This window comes from Microbacterium sp. NPDC064942, from assembly GCF_049545525.1.
Classification (GTDB): Bacteria; Actinomycetota; Actinomycetes; order Actinomycetales; family Microbacteriaceae; genus Microbacterium; species Microbacterium gawkjiense.
Window position 1 is genome coordinate 33,973 of record NZ_JBMWDR010000003.1, and the last position, 16,201, is coordinate 50,173.

Here is a 16,201-nt window from a genome sequence, read left to right on the forward strand (position 1 = left end):
CAGTTTTCTGACACCGATCACTGTATGTCAGACTTCTGACATGGTCCATACGGAAGAGATCGACCTCCCCACATCGCTCGGCTATCTGCTCAAGGAGGCCTCGAGCGCGCTGCGGATCGCGATGGAGGACGTGCTTCGGCCGCTCGGGATGACCGTCACGTCGTACTCCTGCCTGGAGCTGCTGGCGCAGCGACCCGGCCTCTCGAACTCCGAGCTCGCACGGGGAGCCTTCGTCACGCGGCAGAGCATGAACGTGCTGCTGCAGTCCCTCGAGCGCGAAGGCTGGGTGACCCGCGCGACGACCGCGTCCGAGGGGCGGGCGCTGCCGGTGACGTTGACGGATGCCGGGCGGCGGCAGCGCGCGCACGCGAGCGCCGCGGTCAAGACGGTCGAGGACCGGATGCTCGCCGAGCTGTCCGCGCCGGAGCGCCGCCAGGCGTTCGAGCTGCTGACCCGGATGACGCGCGCCCTCCGCGACGGCTGATCAGGCGTTCGCGGCTCAGGCGTTCGCGGCGATGACGGCGACGACGGCCTCGCCGTAGGCCTCGCGCTTCTTGGCGCCGATGCCGGTGATGCCGTCGAGGTCGCCGACCGAGCGCGGGCGCTGCTCGGCGAGGGCGCGGAGCGTCGCGTCGCCGAACACGATGTACGCGGGGACGCCCTGCTCGCGGGCCTGCTCGGCGCGCCAGGCCCGGAGCGCCTCGAACAGGTCGCGGTCGCCCTCGGGCAACGAGTCGGCCGTCGACGACTTCTTCGCGCGGGTCGCTCCTCCACCGGTGCGGCCGAGGACGTCGCGCCGCAACGGCACCGGCTCCTCACCGCGCAGCACGGCGGCCCCGGTCTCGCCGACCGTCAGCACCCCGTACTCACCCTGCGCGACGAGGATGCCGCGGGCCAGCAGCTGGCGGACGACGGAGCGCCAGTCCTGCTCGGACAGATCGTTCCCGATCCCGTACGTCGAGAGCTTGTCGTGGCCCTGCTGGCGGATGCGCTCGGTCGCGGCGCCGCGGAGGATGTCGATGAGGTGCCCGGCGCCGAACGCCTGGTTGCGCTCCCGCTGCAGGCGGACGATCGTCGACAGGAGCTTCTGCGCCGCGATGAGGCCGTCCCACGTATCGGGCTGGGTGAGGCAGGTGTCACAGTTTCCACAGGCATCCGAGGACTGGCCGAAGTAGTTCAGCAGGTTCTGGCGCCGGCACGAGACCGTCTCGCACAGGGCGAGCATCGCGTCGAGGTGCTGACCCATGCGCATCTTGTAGGTGCGGTCGCCGGGCGACTGGTCGATGAGGCGCCGCTGCTGCACGACGTCCCCGAGACCGTACGCCATCCACGCGACCGCGGGTTCGCCGTCGCGGCCGGCGCGACCGGTCTCCTGGTAGTAGCCCTCCACGGACTTGGGCAGGTCGATGTGGGCGACGAAACGGACGTCGGGCTTGTCGATGCCCATGCCGAACGCGATCGTGGCGACCATGACGACGCCGTCTTCGCGCAGGAACCGCGACTGGTGCCGGGCGCGGATCGAGGCATCCAATCCCGCGTGGTACGCAAGGGCGTCGACGCCCTGCGTGCGCAGGTACTCGGCCGTCTGCTCGACCGATTTGCGGCTGAGCGCGTAGACAATGCCGGCGGCGCCCTCGGGCTGCGAGCGCACGAACTGCACGAGCTGGCGACGCATGTCGACCTTGGGCTCGATGCGGTACTGGATGTTCGGGCGGTCGAAGCTCGCGACGAAATGCCGTGCGCCCTGCAGGTGCAGGCGCTCGGTGAGCTCGGTGTGCGTCGCGCGGGTCGCCGTCGCGGTGAGCGCCATGCGCGGAACGCCGGGGAACCGCTCGGCCAGGTCGCCGAGCGCGAGGTAGTCGGGGCGGAAGTCGTGGCCCCACTGCGACACGCAGTGGGCCTCGTCGATCGCGATGACGCTGAGCTGCGCGCGCTGCAGGAGCGCGGTCGTCGCGGGGACCGACAGCCGCTCGGGTGCGACGTAGATGAGGTCGAGTTCGCCGTCGAGGAGCGCCTGCTCGACACCCGCGCGCTCGGCCGGGGTCTGCGTCGAGTTCAGGAATGCGGCACGCACACCGTTGGCGATGAGCGCGTCGACCTGGTCGTGCATGAGCGCGATCAGCGGGCTGACGACGAGTCCCGTGCCGGGGCGGACGAGCGCGGGCACCTGGTACGTGATCGACTTGCCGCCGCCGGTCGGCATGAGGACGACCGCGTCGCCGCCGGCGACGACGTGCGAGACGATGTCGCCCTGGTCGCCGCGGAACGCCGTGTAGCCGAAGACTTCGGTGAGGACCTTGACCGGGTCATCGCCGACGTGGTCGCGTCGCTCGAGACGCAGGACGGATGCCGGGGGTGCGGCGGGGCGTGCGGGCTGGGTTCGCGCGGGCTGGGGGCGTGCCGGTTCGGCGCGCGTCGCGCGGGCGACGGACGCGGCGTAGTCGTCGAACCGCGGGTCAGGCGGAGGCGGCGAGTCGAAGTCGTCCGGTGGCGGAACGTCGTCGGGATCCCACACGAGATCGGCGTAGGGGTCGTTCTGCCATCCGCCGTCACTCACCCGGTCAACCCTAGCCGCGGCATCCGACACGGTCTGCGGATGTGGACGGCGCCCGCGCCCTTGCGAGGATGGGGAGACCGATTCGCGAGACTGCACCCGGGCGACGAGGATGCGGCGCGCGAACGCAGTCTCGACGCGCTCGTGCAGTCTCGGCGCGGGGGCGCGCCGCGGGAACGGGGAGGAGCGGGGATGGAACTGAGCAGGTGCATGACGGCGGATGCCGGTGAGGTCGAGGCGTTCCTGCGCGAGGTCGACCTGACGGTGACCGGGCTGGACGAGCCGTCGGTGCGGCTGTGGGTCGAGCGGGACGAGTCGGGTCGGATCATCGGGAGCACCGGGTACGAGTTGAGCGGCGACGGCACGCACGCGCTGATCCGGAGCGTCGCGGTCGTGCCGACGTCGCGCGCCCGCGGGCGCGGGAGGGAAATGGCCGGTTTCGCGCTCGACCGCGCCGCGGACGAGGGCGCGGCGACGGCGTGGTTGTTCAGCCGCCGGTCGGGCGCGTTCTGGCAGTCGCTGGGCTTCGTCGGCGCGGACCTGTCGGAGCTCGCGCGCGTCCTGGCCGACACGCATCAGGTGCGGGCATTCGTCGCGACCGGGCAGATCACGCGCGAGGTCGCGTGGACGCGGGTGCTCGGCGGGGCGTGAGTCGGTCGGGTGCTGCGCCGAGACGGATGCCGGGCGGCAGCCGAAAGTGATGTCGGAACCCCCTCCTAGTCTGGGACTATGTCCAGTTCAGCCGATTGTCGCGATGAGGTCCCGGAGGGGATCCCGACGACGCTGGACTGGGTGGTGATGTGCGCCGACATGGCGACCATCCACGCCGCGCAGCGGTACGCGTGCATCGTCGAGTTGTGGGATGACGCGATCGCCGACGCGCGCCGTCGGGAGGAACCGGTCGCGTTCGTGGAACGGTCGGTGCGGCTCGAGGTCGCATCCGCGTTGCGGATCACCGAGCACGCCGCGGGACGGTTGATGGGTGTCGGGCACGCGCTGCTGCGTCGGTACCCGAAGGTGTGGGAGGCGATGAGCCATGCGGACATCACCGACACCCACGCGACGATCATCGTCGACGGTTTGGATCAGCTCGACGACGTCACCGCGGGGCTCGTGTCTGAGGTGCTGAGCCTCGCGGAAGAACTCCCGACCGGTCCGTTCCGGCGCGCGATGAAACGCATCGTCGACCGCGAGCAGGAAGCGACCCTCGCCGAACAGCACGCCGCGGCCGTCGCGCACCGATACGTACGTGTCGATGCGGGCGTGGATGGTATGGCGTGGCTGACCGCACACCTCCCCGCAGTCGAAGCACACGCGATCGCCGGCAGGCTCACCGCCATCGCGAAGACCCTCGACTCCGCCGACGACGAGCGCACCCTGGACCAGAAACGCGCGGACGTGTTCGGGGACCTCCTCCTCGACGGTGAGACCGACGCGCTCCCCGACTCCGCGCGAGGGATCCGCCCGACTGTGGCGGTCACCGTGCCCGCCCTCACCCTCCTCACCAGAGACGGACCCGCCGCCCAAGTCGACGGCGTCGGCCCCATCCCAATCGACCGCGCGAGGGAACTGTGCGGAGCAGCATCGGGGTGGATGCGGGTGCTCACCCACCCCGAAACCGGTGTCGTCCTCTCCATCGGACGCGACACCTACCGGCCACCCGCGGATCTCCGACGGCTGGTCACCTGGCGGGCCGCCCGGTGCATGGCACCTGGATGCGGCACCCCGGCGGATCGGTGCGACCTCGACCACACCATCGACTGGCATCACGGCGGGAACACCGCCGCCGACAACCTCGCCCCGCTGTGCCGAGGGCATCACACCCTCAAACACCAATCCGACTGGCAGGTTGAGGCCAAACCCGGCGGTGCACTCGAATGGACCTCACCCGCAGGCCGGGTCTACCTCGTGAGGCCCGAACGCCGCATTCCGCAATTCACCGTCGACCCACCCGGACCGCCGCCGTTCTAGCCGATGCCTCACCGCACCATCCGCGCCTCGACGATGCCCGGTGTGCCGGGATCCGTCTGCTCCGCACCGTCGAAGGCGAAACCGCTCCGGCGATAGAACGCGATCGCGCGGGGATTCTCCTTCGCGACCCACAGGACCGCCGGCCCCGCGGGGATGACGGCGTCGAACAGGCTCCGCCACGTCGCGACGTGCAGCGCAGCGATCGCCTCGGCATCCGCCGCGACCGGCTCGCGGATCACGGTGCTCACGCACTGCACCACTTCTCGGCGAGCGTCCCGATGACGTTCGCGTTGCGGTTCGTCGCGACACCCAGCAACGACGCAGCGCCCAGCGGATCGACCGCACCGTCCTGGTACCCGGGCTGCAGCAGCGCGTGCGCCGCGCGCCCCCGCACCACCATCCGACCGCGCTCGTCCGCACGACCCTCGATCTCCGCGATCTGCGCTGCCGAGAGCTCGCCCTTCAGCAAGTACACGTAATGACGCGCGAGCCCGGGGTTCGCATCATCCAGCTCACGCGTCTGCCGTGCGACCTCGCGGAACTCCGGGGTCGAGAACACGATGGTCGGGACCTCGAATCCGCGATTCGCGGCGAAGGCCGCCTCCAATGTCCGCTCGATCCGCTGGCGCGACCGCATCCGCGACTCGAAACGGACGTTGCCCGTGTTGATGTGGGTCGCGACATCCTCGAACCCGACACTCTCGACGACGCGCCGGATGTCGTCCTTCGGGAACACCCGCTTCGCCCCCCAGGTTGATCGCACGCAGGAATGCGAGGTAGGTCGCCACGGGGTCAGTCTGCCCGCCCGCACCGACATCGTGACACCTCGGAGCAGGATGGGAGCATGAACGAGCTCACCCGGTGGCTCCGCGCCCAGCCGTCCCTCACCGGATCTCCACCGCCGCTCGACCCCTCCGACCTGCCGTCAGACCCCGTCACCCTGTTCGAGACGTGGATACGTCACGCCGCCCGGGCCGGCGTCGCCGAACCGCGCGCGACGACCCTCGCGACAGCGGATGCCGCGGGCCTCCCCGACGCGCGCACCCTCATCCTCAAAGGGGTCGATGCGGACGGCTGGCAGTTCGCCGGTCCGCGCTCGTCGGCCAAAGGCGCGCAGCTCGCCGAGAACCCCGCCGCCGCGCTGAGCTTCTGGTGGCAGCCCGTCACGCGCGCCGTGCGCGTCCGCGGCGCCGTGCGCGAGGCCGCACCCGACGAGAGCGCGGCCGACATCGCCGGCAGTCCGGCCGGTGCGCTCCTCGCACCCGGCGACTGGGTGCTCTGGCGCCTCGTCCCCGAGCGCATCGAGTTCTGGCAGGGCTCCCCCGACCGACGTCACACCCGCATCGTCTTCACACGCGACGGCGAGGACTGGACCCGCGAGCTCTAGAGCCGCACGACCTCGGTCACCCGCACGACCGCAGCGCCCTCTTCGACGGATGCCTCGAGGTCGACCTCCGCGCAGATCCGCCAATCGTGGTCGCCCGCCGGGTCGTCGATGATCTGCTCCACCCGCCACACCCCGTCGGACGCCGACGACTCGTCGATGACGCACAACGCGGGGCTGCGGGCCGCCCCGCCGGTGAGGATCTCGTCGTGATCGTCGAAGTACCGGTCGAGGACGTCGGGCCAGGCGGCATCCGGATCCAACTCGACCAGCGCATCGTCGTCCTGCAGCGCGGCCAACTGCACCCGGCGGAACATCTCGTTGCGCACCAGCACGACGAACGCTCGACGGTTCGTCAGCACCGACGGGGGCGCGGGCGGCACGACGGGAGCCTCGGGGTCGTCCGCCGGGTTCACGAGCGCGTTCCACTCGTCGACGAGGCTCGAATCGACCTGCCGCACCAGCTCGCCGAGCCACTCGATCAGGTCGAGCAGGTCGTCGGTGCGCGCCTCCGCCGGCACCGTCTGTCGGATCGCCCGATAGGCATCGGACAGGTACCGCAGCACCAGCCCCTCGCTGCGCCCCAGTTGGTAGAAAGAGACGAACTCACCGAACGACATGGCCCGCTCGAACATGTCGCGCACGACCGACTTCGGCGAGAGCTCGAAATCGCGCACCCACGGCTGACTCGACGCGAACGTCTCGTACGCCTGCGCCAGCAGCTCCGCGAGGGGCTTCGGCCACGTCACCGCCTCGAGCAGCTCCATGCGCTCGTCGTACTCGATGCCGTCGCGCTTCATCGCCGCGACCGCCTCGCCGCGCGCCTTGTACTCCTGCTGCGACAGGATCGCGCGCGGATCGTCGAGCGTCGCCTCGATGACACTCACCACGTCGAGCGCGTAATGCCCCGTCCCGGTCTCGCCGTCCTCCGGCGACAGCAAGTCGATCGCGGCGAGCGCGAACGGCGACAGCGGCTGGTTGAGCGCGAAGTTCGGCTGCAGATCGACGGTGAGACGGATGCCGTCGCCATCCGCCACGACGATGTCCGCCGCCACGAGGGTCCGGGACAGCGCGATCGCCCGGCGGGCCAGCTCGTACTTCCGCGCGCGCGGCTCGTGGTTGTCGAAAACGAGTGACCGCACGTTCGCGAACACGTCGCCGCCGCGACCGATCACGTTGATGAGCATCGCCGAGGTCAGCTTCAACTGCGGCGACAGCGGCTCGGGTTCGGCCGCCACCAGACGCTCGAACGACCCCTCGCCCCAGTTGACGACCCCCGTCGGCGCCTTCTTGCGCACGATCTTCTTGCGTTTCGCCGCATCGTCGCCCGCCTTCGCGAGCGCGACGGCGTTCTCGATCTCCCACTCGGGCGCCATCACGACGACGCTGCCGTGGGTGTCGAACCCGGCCCGACCCGCGCGGCCCGCGATCTGGTGGAACTCGCGCGCCGACAGCTGCCGCATCTTCGTGCCGTCGTACTTCGACAGCGCCGTGATCATCACCGTCCGGATCGGCACGTTGATGCCGACGCCGAGCGTGTCGGTGCCGCAGATGACGCGGAGCAGCCCGCGCTGCGCGAGCGTCTCGACGAGCCGCCGGTAGCGCGGCAGCATCCCGGCGTGATGCACCCCGATGCCCGCGCGGACGAGCCGCGACAGCGTCTTGCCGAACCCGGTCGTGAAGCGGAAGCCGCCGATCGTCTCGGCGATCGCGTCGCGCTGCTCGCGCGTCGTGATCTTCACGCTCGACAGTGCCTGCGCGCGCTCGAGGGCGGCGGCCTGCGAGAAGTGCACGATGTAGACCGGGGCCTCGCCGTTCTCGAGCAGCCCCTCGAGCACCTCGTGCACGGGGCGACGCGCGTACGAGAAGTCGAGCGGCACCGGGCGCTCCGCGCCGGCGATGTGCGCGACCGGTCGACCCGTGCGCCGCTCGAGGTCGGCCGAGATCGCCGACACGTCGCCGAGCGTCGCCGACATCAGCAGGAACTGCGCGTTCGGCAGGAGCAGCAGCGGCACCTGCCACGCCCACCCGCGGTCGGGATCGCCGTAGTAATGGAACTCGTCCATCACCACCTGGTCGATCTCGGCCTCGGGACCCAGGCGAAGCGCGACGTTCGCCAGGATCTCGGCCGTGCAGCAGATGATCGGCGCGTCGGGGTTCACCGACGAATCGCCCGTGACCATGCCCACGGCATCCGGTCCGAGGATGTCGACGAGAGCGAAGAACTTCTCGCTGACGAGGGCCTTGATCGGAGCCGTGTAATACGTACGGCCGCCGCGGGCGAGGGATGCCGCGTGTGCCGCGACCGCGACGAGCGACTTGCCCGTACCGGTCGGCGTCGCGAGGATCACGTGCGACCCGGACGCGAGTTCGAGGACCGCCTCGTCCTGAGCGGGGTAGAGATCGATGCCGCGCTCGATCGTCCATTCGAGGAAACCCTCGTACACCGCGTCGGGGGTCGACCCGACGGGGATGCGGTCCCGGAGCGTCGAGGTCATCCCTCGAGTCTGCCTCACGGGCGCCGGGACGGTGTGCCCGGTGCAGGTCGGATCGACTCCGCCGGCCGCCGATCGGGCGCGACCGGGCGTTTCACCCTGCATCCGGCACGCGACGGGTCAGGGCATGTCGGCCTTCGCGGCGAGCACCCGCGCGGCCGCGGCATCCACCTGCGCCGCGAATTGCGGGTCGCTCTGCGCCTTCACCAGCACGGCGTCGTACATGGCGGGGAAGACCGACGGTTTCGCCGACACGAGCACCACGTCGACGCCCGCCGAGATCGCTTCGACGGCGCGCTCGGCCGGTGACCACGCCGACACCGCCACGGCGGCCGACAGGTCGTCCGAGAACAGCACGCCGTCGAACCCCACCTCGTCGCGCAGGACGCTCACCACCGTGGGCGAGAAGACCGCCGGCCTTGATCCGTCGATGCGGTCGTAGATCGCCGACGAGACCATGACGGCGCTCGGCCCCGCCTCGATCAGCGGCCGGTACACGGCGACGTCGGGACCGTCCGGGGTCACCGTCGTGTCGACGACATCCGCCGCGGTGTCGGTGTTCGCCGTGACGTGGCCGAGGCCCGGGAAGTGCTTGAAGGTGGGCAGGATGCCGGCATCCCGCATCCCCTCGGCGAACGCACCCGCCTTCGCCGCCACCGTTTCGGCGTCGTAGCCGTACTGCCGGCCGTACCCGCCGATGGGCGGGTTGTCGAAGCGGGTCGCCTTGCTCGTGACGATGTCGGCGACGGGGGCGAGATCGAGGTTGACGCCCGCGGCGGCGAGCTCGCGGCCCCATTCCTCGGCGGATGCGCGCAGCTGCGCGTCGCTGAGGTCGGCCTGACGGATGCCGTAGGGCATCGCGTCGAACCCGGGACCCTGCAGCACCTGCACCTCGCCGCCCTCCTGATCCGTCGCGACCCACAGCGGCGCGCCGTCGGGGCGGCCGAGCGCGGTGAACCTCGCGACGACGTCCGCGGTGGCGGCGACTCCGGCGCGCGACCGGCCGCTGAGGAAGATCCCGCCCGCATGGCGGTCGGCGACGGCGGCGAGGGTCGCCGGCGACGCCGTCGTCGCCTTCGTGCCGATCATGAAGAGCTGACCGACGCGCTGTTCGAGCGTGAGGGCGTCGACCGGGTCGGGGGACGGGGTTGCGGGCGGGGTCGGCGTGGGGGTCGCGGACGGGGACGGCGTGGCGGCCGCTGACGGGGACGACGACGGAGACGGTGACGCGGCGCACCCGCTGAGCAGAGACACGACCACGGCCGCACCGAGGAGGGACCACCTCAGAGACCGACGCATGCGCACATTCTGCTCTCCCCCAACCGGGACGTGGCCGGTCGGAGCGATCGCATGGTTGTTCCGTGAGCAGCCCGCAGGGGCGGCGTCAGCCCGCACGACCCCGGTTCCGGCGGATCTGCGGGGCCGGGGCGGACGCGGAGACGGAAACCGCGGCGAGCCGTTCTCCGGAGAAAATGGGGCATCCAGCGCGTCGGCAGCCCTGACCCCGCAGAATCTCCGGAGAACGGCCCGCGGCCCGCTCAGCCGCGGCCGGGGGTGTGCAGCCGGGCGAGGTAGGCGCCCGCCCGCACGGGCGCGCCGGCGCGGTCGGTGAGCGACACGACGATCGTGACGGCCGTCGCGAGCGGGATGGTCCAGGCCGCCGGTTGTGCGAGCAGCGGCGCCGCGAGCCCGATCCCGCCGACGGCGGCGTGCACGGCGAACGCGACGGCGCACGCGACGCCGCCGGTCACCATGCCCGCCACGGCGCCGCGCGCCGTCAACCGCGACCACCAGATCGACAGCAGCAGCACGGGAGACAGAGCGGATGCCGCGAACACGAACACGACTCCGACCGAGGCGACCAGCCCCGCCGGCGCCGTGAGCAGGGCGATCGCGAGCGGCACGACGGCGACGACGACGGCCGACAGGCGGAACGAGCGGACCGAGCCCGAGAACACGTCCTGGCTGATGACCCCCGCGAGCGAGACGGTGAGCCCGGCCGAGGTCGCGAGGAACGCGGCGAACGCGCCGGCGACCACGAGCGCCGTCAGCAGCTCCCCCACGACGCCCGGGAACACCCGCGCGGGCAGCACGAGCGCGACCGTGTCGGCCACACCCGGCTGCGCGAGCTCGGGCGCGACCACCCGCGCGAGCAGCCCGATGACGCTCGAGACGGCGTAGAAGACGCTGACCATGACGATGACGAGCACGGTCGTCCGCCGCGCCGACCCACCCGTCGGGCTCGTGTAGAACCGCACCAGCACGTGCGGCAGGCCCATCGTGCCGAGCAGGAGCGCGAGCAGCAGCGACCCGGCGGCATACGCGTCGATCCCCGCGGGTCCCGCCTCGGCGGGAAAGACCACGAGGGGGTCGATCTCGCGCGCCCCGCCGTTCACGGCGAAGACGATGAGCACGGCCGGCACGAGCAGCGCGGTCAGCTTCAGCCAGTACTGGAACGCCTGCACGTAGGTGATCGCCCGCATCCCCCCGGCCGCCGCCGCGGCGGCGACGAGCACCGCGACGAGCACGGCGCCGACCCACGGCGGGATGTCGGCGACGACCTGCAGCGTGATCCCCGCCCCGTGCAGCTGCGGCACGATGTACAGCCACCCGATGAGCAGGCAGGCGGCGCTCGTCACCCGCCGTGCGAGGCGCGAGTCCAGCCGCGCCTCGATGAAGTCGGGGATCGTGTACGCGCCGCTCCGCCGCAGCGGGGCCGCCACGAACAGCAGCACGAGCAGGTACCCCGCCGCGTACCCGATCGGGAACCAGAACCCCTCCGCCCCGCTCAGCAGCACGAGCCCCGAGAGCCCGAGGAACGTCCCCGCCGAGAGGTACTCGCCGCTGATCGCCGACGCGTTCCACACGGGCCGGACGGTGCGGGATGCCACGAAGAAGTCGCTCGTCGTGCGCGAGACCCGCAGCCCGTAGGCCCCGATCAGGACGGTCGCGCTCACGACGGCCGCGACGGCGAGCAGGTCGAGCGCCGCGTTCATGCGCCCTCGTCGCGGAGCGCGCGCCAGCGGCGCTCGTTGCGGTTCGCCCCGCGCAGGTAGAGGACTGCGAAACCCGCGATCACGGGGTAGAACCCGAAGGCGTGCAGCAGCCACGACAGCGGCACCCCCAGCACGACGATCTCGTCCAGTTCGGGGATGAGGGTGATGGCCAGCAGCAGCGCGACGGTCACCGTCACGAACCCGAGCAGCGTCCCGAGCGCGAGCCGCAGCTGCGAGCGCCGCAGGGCGCGTGCGTACGCCGCCTCGGCGTCGTCAACGGGCGCGCCCGGCAGCGCGATGCCGCGCGTGGGCGCTCCGGGCCGCCCCGACCCCGCGGTGACGCGCACCCGCTCGCGGGTCACGACCCCGTCCGCCCGACGAGCGCCTCGCGGACGGCGGGCAGCAGCCGCCGGCTCACCGGCAGCGCGGTCCCGTCGACCCAGACCGTCGGTTCGGCACCCGCGAGCCGGACCTCGGTGACGGATGCCGCCCGCACGAGGAACGAGCGATGGATGCGGACGAAACCGGCATCCGCCCACCTCGTCTCGAGCTCGGAGATCGGGATGCGGACGAGGTGCCCAGAGGCGGCGTCGGTGTGGAGGCGCGTGTAGTCGCCCTCGGCCCGCACCCAGCGGACGTCGCGGCGGTGCACGAACCGCACCGCCGAGCCGACGGTCACGGGCAGCACCTCGTCGCTCTCGGCGGAGCGGTCGCTCTCGGTGATGCGGTCGACGGCGCGACGCAGCCGCTCGACCCGGACGGGCTTGAGCAGATAGTCGAGCGCCTGCAGTTCGAACGCGTCGACGGCGTGCGCGTCGTCGGCGGTGACGAACACGACCGCCGGCGGGGACGCGAGCCCGCGGAGGGCGGTCGCGAGCTCGAGTCCAGAGAGCCCGGGCATGTGGATGTCGAGGAACGCGGCGGCGACCGGCCGCTCGGTGAGCAGTCGCAGCGCCTCGGCGCCCGACGACGCCGTCAGCACCTCGCCGATCCGGTCGTCGGCGCGCAGCAGGAAGGCCAGTTCGTCGAGCGCCGGCTTCTCGTCGTCGGCGACGAGGACGTCGATCACGGCGCTCATGCCTCTTCCCGGGTGAGGTGGTGCGGCTGCGACTTCGGGATCCGCATGCGCACGAGGGTACCGGCGCCCGGCGCCGTCTCGACGACGAGTCCGCCCTCGGCGCCGTACAGCTGGCGCAGCCGCGTGTCGACGTTGCGCAGTCCCACGTTGCGGCCGTCGCCGGCGCTCGTGAGCAGCGCGTGCAGCTCGTCGGGATCCATGCCCGCACCGTCGTCCTCGACGGTGATCTCGGTGTGGGTCGCGGCATCCTCCGACGCGATCAGGATCGTGCCTCCGCCCTCGCCCGGCTCGAGCCCGTGTCGGACGGCGTTCTCGACGAGGGGCTGCACCGACAGGAACGGGATGACGGTGGCGAGCGTCTCGGGCGAGATCCGCAGCGTCACCGACAGCCGTCCGCCGAAGCGCGCGTGCTCGAGTTCGAGGTAGGAGTGAATGCTGCGCAGCTCCTCGGCGAGCGTCGTGAACTCCCCCTGGCGCCGGAACGAGTACCGCGTGAAGTCGGCGAACTCGAGCACCAGTTCGCGGGCGCGCGGCGGGTCGGTGGAGATGAACGAGGCGATCGCGGTCAGCGCGTTGTAGATGAAGTGCGGCGAGATCTGGGCGCGGAGCGAGCGCAGCTCGGCCTCGGCGAGCGCCGCCCGCGAGGCGTCGAGTTCACCGAGCGTGGCCTGCGCCGCGCACCAGTCCGCCACCTCCCCCGCCGCGCGCACGAGCGCCGCCCGGACGGGCGCGGCGAAGGCGACGAGCACGCCCGAGACCCGCCCGTCCACGCGGATCGGCGCTCCGACCGCCTCGAGCCCGTCGCCGCCGTCGGCGCGGGGGAAGATGCGGCGCTTGCCCGTCTCGGTCACCTGCGCCGCGATGCGGCGGGCCGCGGCATCCAATCCCTCGGTCTGACCGTCGCGCGCGACGATCACGTCGCCGACGACGAGCACGACGGCGCGGCTGCCGAGTACGGCCCGCAGGTGCTTCGCGGCGCGGGCGACGTCGGGGGTGTCGAGCCCGCCGCGCAGGTGGGGCGCGGCGAGGCTCGCCTGGTGCAGTGCGCGGTAGGTGGCCTCCTCCGCCTCGCTGCCGAGCCCGCCCGCGCCGCGCGCGTAGCGTCGCGCGAGCAGCAGTACGGCCGACAGCACGATGCCGCCGACCACGCCGAGCAGGGCGGCGAGGACGACGGCATCGGTCATGCGACGAGCCTAGATCGCGGGCGTCAGCAGCAGCGGGCGCCCGGGTTGCGGTCCTGGTCGTCCATCTTCTGACGCCAGAACTGCCGCTCGGTCATCGGTTCCTCCCCGGGGTGCACGCGCCGGTGGTGCGCGACGTAGGTCGCGTAGGCCGTGTCGCCCATGAGGGTGGTCGTGTACCAGCGGATGCCGCGGCCCGCCCGCACGATCAGGTCGAGCATCGCTCGCATCGGCGAGACCGCGGCATCCGTCCGAGTACTCATTTCCGGGGCCCTCTCAGTGCCGGTTCGCCGCGCGCTCGTCGGCGAGGATCGGCTCCCACTGCTTATCGAGCTCGCGCTCGGACGGAGTGGCGATGAAGCCGGCCGGGGCGAAGCGGCGCGAGGGCACCGGCTCGTCCTCGTGGTTCTCGCCGCCGCCGCGGCGGATCGCGGTGATCGTGACCGCCACCGCGGCGATGATCACGATGATCGCGAGCGTCACGAACACGATCGACAGGGTGCCCTGCACGAAGGTGTTGCGGATGACGGCGCCCATGACCTCGGGGGTGCCGAGGGTCGTGTCGCCGGCGGCGAGCGCGTCGCGGTAGCGGAAGTGGTTCGACCAGTATCCGATCGCCGGGTTGGGCGAGAAGATCTTGTAGGCCGACGCGGTGATCGTCACGACCGCGGCGAACGCGAGCGGCAGGGCGACGATCCACAGCCACTTCACGAACGACGGGCCGCGCTTGGCGATGATCGCGAGGACCACGGCGAGCGCGATCGCGGCAAGCAGCTGGTTGGCGATGCCGAACAGCGGGAAGAACGTGTTGATGCCGCCCAGCGGGTCGGTGACGCCGAGGATGAGGATCGCTCCCCAACCGGCGACCATGATCGCCGTCGTGATCCACACGCCCGGACGCCACGAGACGTCGCGGAACTTGGGGACCCAGTGGCCGATCGAGTCCTGCAGCATGAAGCGCGCGACGCGGGTACCGGCATCCACCGCCGTGAGGATGAACAGCGCCTCGAACATGATCGCGAAGTGGTACCAGAACGCCATCATCGCGGGGCCGCCGAGGGCCTGCTGCATGATGTGCGCGAGGCCGAGCGCGAGGGTCGGCGCACCACCGGTGCGGGAGACGATCGACTCCTCGCCCACCGCGGCCGCCGTGCTCGTGAGCATCTCGGGCGTGAGGTTCACCCCGGTGATGCCGAGCGAGTTCACGAACGCGACCGCACCCTCCACGGTGCCCTGCGTGGCCGCAGCCGACGCGTTCATCGCATAGTAGATGCCCTGGTCGATCGAGATCGCGGCGACGAGGGCCATGATCGCGACGAAGGACTCCATGATCATGCCGCCGTAGCCGATGAAGCGCGTCTGGCGCTCCTTCTCGACGAGCTTCGGCGTCGTCCCCGACGAGATGAGCGCGTGGAAGCCCGAGAGGGCACCGCACGCGATCGTCACGAAGAGGAAGGGGAAGAGGGGTCCGGCGAACACCGGCCCGGTGCCCTCGAGCGCGAAGTCGGTGACCGCCGGCACGGTGATCTCGGGGCGCACGAGCACGATGGCGCCGGCGAGCATCACGATGACGCCGATCTTCATGAAGGTCGACAGGTAGTCGCGCGGGGCGAGCAGCAGCCAGACCGGGAGGACCGCGGCGATGAAGCCGTAGATGATGATGCCCCACGCGATGACGGTGCGGTCGAGCTGCAGGAACTCCTGTCCCCACGCCGTCTCGGCGACCCAGCCACCGGCGACGATCGCGGCGATCAGCAGGACGAAGCCGATGATCGAGACCTCGGTGACCTTGCCGGGGCGGAGGTACCGCAGGTACAGCCCCATGAACAGGGCGATCGGGATGGTCATCGAGACGGAGAAGACACCCCACGGGCTCTCGCCGAGCGCGTTGACGACGACGAGGGCGAGGATCGCGACGATGATCAGCATGATCAGCAGCGACGCGATGATCGCGGCGGTGCCGCCGATGCGGCCGAGCTCCTGACGGGCCATCTGGCCGATGGTGCGACCGCCGCGGCGCATCGAGAAGAAGAGCACGGTGTAGTCCTGCACGGCGCCGGCGAGGACGACACCCACGATGATCCAGATCGTGCCGGGGAGGAAGCCCATCTGCGCCGCGAGGACGGGACCGACGAGCGGGCCCGCGCCGGCGATGGCGGCGAAGTGGTGGCCGTAGAGCACCCGACGGTCGGTCGGGACGTAGTCCTTGCCGTCCTGCTTGACCTCGGCGGGCGTGGCGCGACGGTCGTCGGGCCGCAGCAGGTGCTTCTCGATGACCTTCGAGTAGAAGCGATAGCCGATGAGATAGGTGGCGACGGCCGCGAACACGAACCAGATCGCGTTGACGGTCTCACCGCGGACGATGGCGAGCATCGTCCAGCCGAGACCGCCGGCGAGGGCGATGGCGGCCCAGACGACGATCTTCAGCGGCGTCCAGCGGCCGTCCTTGGTCTTCTGCTCCTCGGTGAGGGCGACGGGGGGAAGGGAGGGATCGGGTTCGAGCGTGGCGGCCTTGCCACGGCGCGACGGTGCAGACATGGGC

15 protein-coding genes are annotated in these 16,201 nt (G+C 71.4%); 4 read left to right on the forward strand and 11 right to left on the reverse strand.

Annotation, left to right across the window (positions count from 1 at the left end; genetic code table 11):
* The first annotated feature begins 40 nt into the window (after window positions 1-40).
* Window positions 41-484, forward strand: a complete 444-nt coding sequence (locus ACPEH2_RS06495; protein WP_359918915.1) for a MarR family winged helix-turn-helix transcriptional regulator — start codon at window positions 41-43, stop codon at window positions 482-484.
* A 15-nt stretch (window positions 485-499) separates the two neighbouring features.
* Here ACPEH2_RS06495 and recQ read toward each other — a convergent pair whose 3' ends face one another.
* On the reverse strand, window positions 500-2,557 hold the full coding sequence (gene recQ, locus ACPEH2_RS06500; protein ID WP_359918917.1) for a DNA helicase RecQ: 2,058 nt from the start codon (window positions 2,555-2,557) through the stop codon (window positions 500-502).
* A gap of 189 nt (window positions 2,558-2,746) precedes the next feature.
* Here recQ and ACPEH2_RS06505 point away from each other — a divergent pair, with 189 nt between their 5' ends.
* Together ACPEH2_RS06505 and ACPEH2_RS06510 are read left to right on the forward strand one after the other, a co-directional pair.
* The gene (locus ACPEH2_RS06505; protein ID WP_359918918.1) at window positions 2,747-3,205 is read left to right on the forward strand and encodes a GNAT family N-acetyltransferase; all 459 of its coding nucleotides are present in this window, start codon (window positions 2,747-2,749) and stop codon (window positions 3,203-3,205) included.
* A 78-nt stretch (window positions 3,206-3,283) separates the two neighbouring features.
* Window positions 3,284-4,525, forward strand: coding sequence for an HNH endonuclease signature motif containing protein (locus ACPEH2_RS06510; protein ID WP_359918920.1), 1,242 nt, complete (start codon window positions 3,284-3,286; stop codon window positions 4,523-4,525).
* An 8-nt stretch (window positions 4,526-4,533) separates the two neighbouring features.
* Here the strand turns inward: ACPEH2_RS06510 and ACPEH2_RS06515 are convergent, their stop codons facing one another.
* On the reverse strand, window positions 4,534-4,773 hold the full coding sequence (locus tag ACPEH2_RS06515) for a hypothetical protein (RefSeq protein WP_359918922.1): 240 nt from the start codon (window positions 4,771-4,773) through the stop codon (window positions 4,534-4,536).
* Window positions 4,770-5,288, reverse strand: a complete 519-nt coding sequence (locus ACPEH2_RS06520; protein ID WP_359918924.1) for a DUF1697 domain-containing protein — start codon at window positions 5,286-5,288, stop codon at window positions 4,770-4,772. The genes ACPEH2_RS06515 and ACPEH2_RS06520 overlap by 4 nt, the downstream gene beginning before the upstream one ends.
* Window positions 5,289-5,369: 81 nt before the next feature.
* Between ACPEH2_RS06520 and ACPEH2_RS06525 the strand changes: the two genes are divergently transcribed.
* The gene (locus tag ACPEH2_RS06525; protein ID WP_359918926.1) at window positions 5,370-5,912 is read left to right on the forward strand and encodes a pyridoxamine 5'-phosphate oxidase family protein; all 543 of its coding nucleotides are present in this window, start codon (window positions 5,370-5,372) and stop codon (window positions 5,910-5,912) included.
* Here the strand turns inward: ACPEH2_RS06525 and ACPEH2_RS06530 are convergent.
* The 8 genes from ACPEH2_RS06530 to ACPEH2_RS06565 form a co-directional block, all read right to left on the reverse strand.
* On the reverse strand, window positions 5,909-8,407 hold the full coding sequence (locus ACPEH2_RS06530) for a DEAD/DEAH box helicase (protein ID WP_423718473.1): 2,499 nt from the start codon (window positions 8,405-8,407) through the stop codon (window positions 5,909-5,911). The genes ACPEH2_RS06525 and ACPEH2_RS06530 overlap by 4 nt on opposite strands.
* A gap of 117 nt (window positions 8,408-8,524) precedes the next feature.
* Entirely contained in the window at window positions 8,525-9,703 is a 1,179-nt protein-coding gene (locus tag ACPEH2_RS06535) for a glycoside hydrolase family 3 N-terminal domain-containing protein (RefSeq protein ID WP_359918929.1), read from the reverse strand.
* Between the two features lie 239 nt (window positions 9,704-9,942).
* On the reverse strand, window positions 9,943-11,400 hold the full coding sequence (locus ACPEH2_RS06540; RefSeq protein WP_217529946.1) for a cation acetate symporter: 1,458 nt from the start codon (window positions 11,398-11,400) through the stop codon (window positions 9,943-9,945).
* Window positions 11,397-11,762, reverse strand: coding sequence for a hypothetical protein (locus ACPEH2_RS06545; RefSeq protein WP_064003543.1), 366 nt, complete (start codon window positions 11,760-11,762; stop codon window positions 11,397-11,399). Before ACPEH2_RS06545 ends, ACPEH2_RS06540 begins: the two co-directional genes overlap by 4 nt.
* Window positions 11,759-12,478: a LytR/AlgR family response regulator transcription factor gene (locus ACPEH2_RS06550; protein ID WP_359918933.1), complete on the reverse strand. Its 720-nt coding sequence runs from the start codon at window positions 12,476-12,478 to the stop codon at window positions 11,759-11,761. Before ACPEH2_RS06550 ends, ACPEH2_RS06545 begins: the two co-directional genes overlap by 4 nt.
* On the reverse strand, window positions 12,475-13,662 hold the full coding sequence (locus ACPEH2_RS06555; protein ID WP_359918935.1) for a sensor histidine kinase: 1,188 nt from the start codon (window positions 13,660-13,662) through the stop codon (window positions 12,475-12,477). Before ACPEH2_RS06555 ends, ACPEH2_RS06550 begins: the two co-directional genes overlap by 4 nt.
* A 23-nt stretch (window positions 13,663-13,685) precedes the next feature.
* Window positions 13,686-13,922: a YbdD/YjiX family protein gene (locus tag ACPEH2_RS06560; protein ID WP_254631873.1), complete on the reverse strand. Its 237-nt coding sequence runs from the start codon at window positions 13,920-13,922 to the stop codon at window positions 13,686-13,688.
* Between the two features lie 13 nt (window positions 13,923-13,935).
* Complete coding sequence (locus ACPEH2_RS06565) at window positions 13,936-16,197, reverse strand: carbon starvation CstA family protein (protein WP_217529951.1); 2,262 nt, start codon at window positions 16,195-16,197, stop codon at window positions 13,936-13,938.
* Window positions 16,198-16,201: the final 4 nt, after the last annotated feature.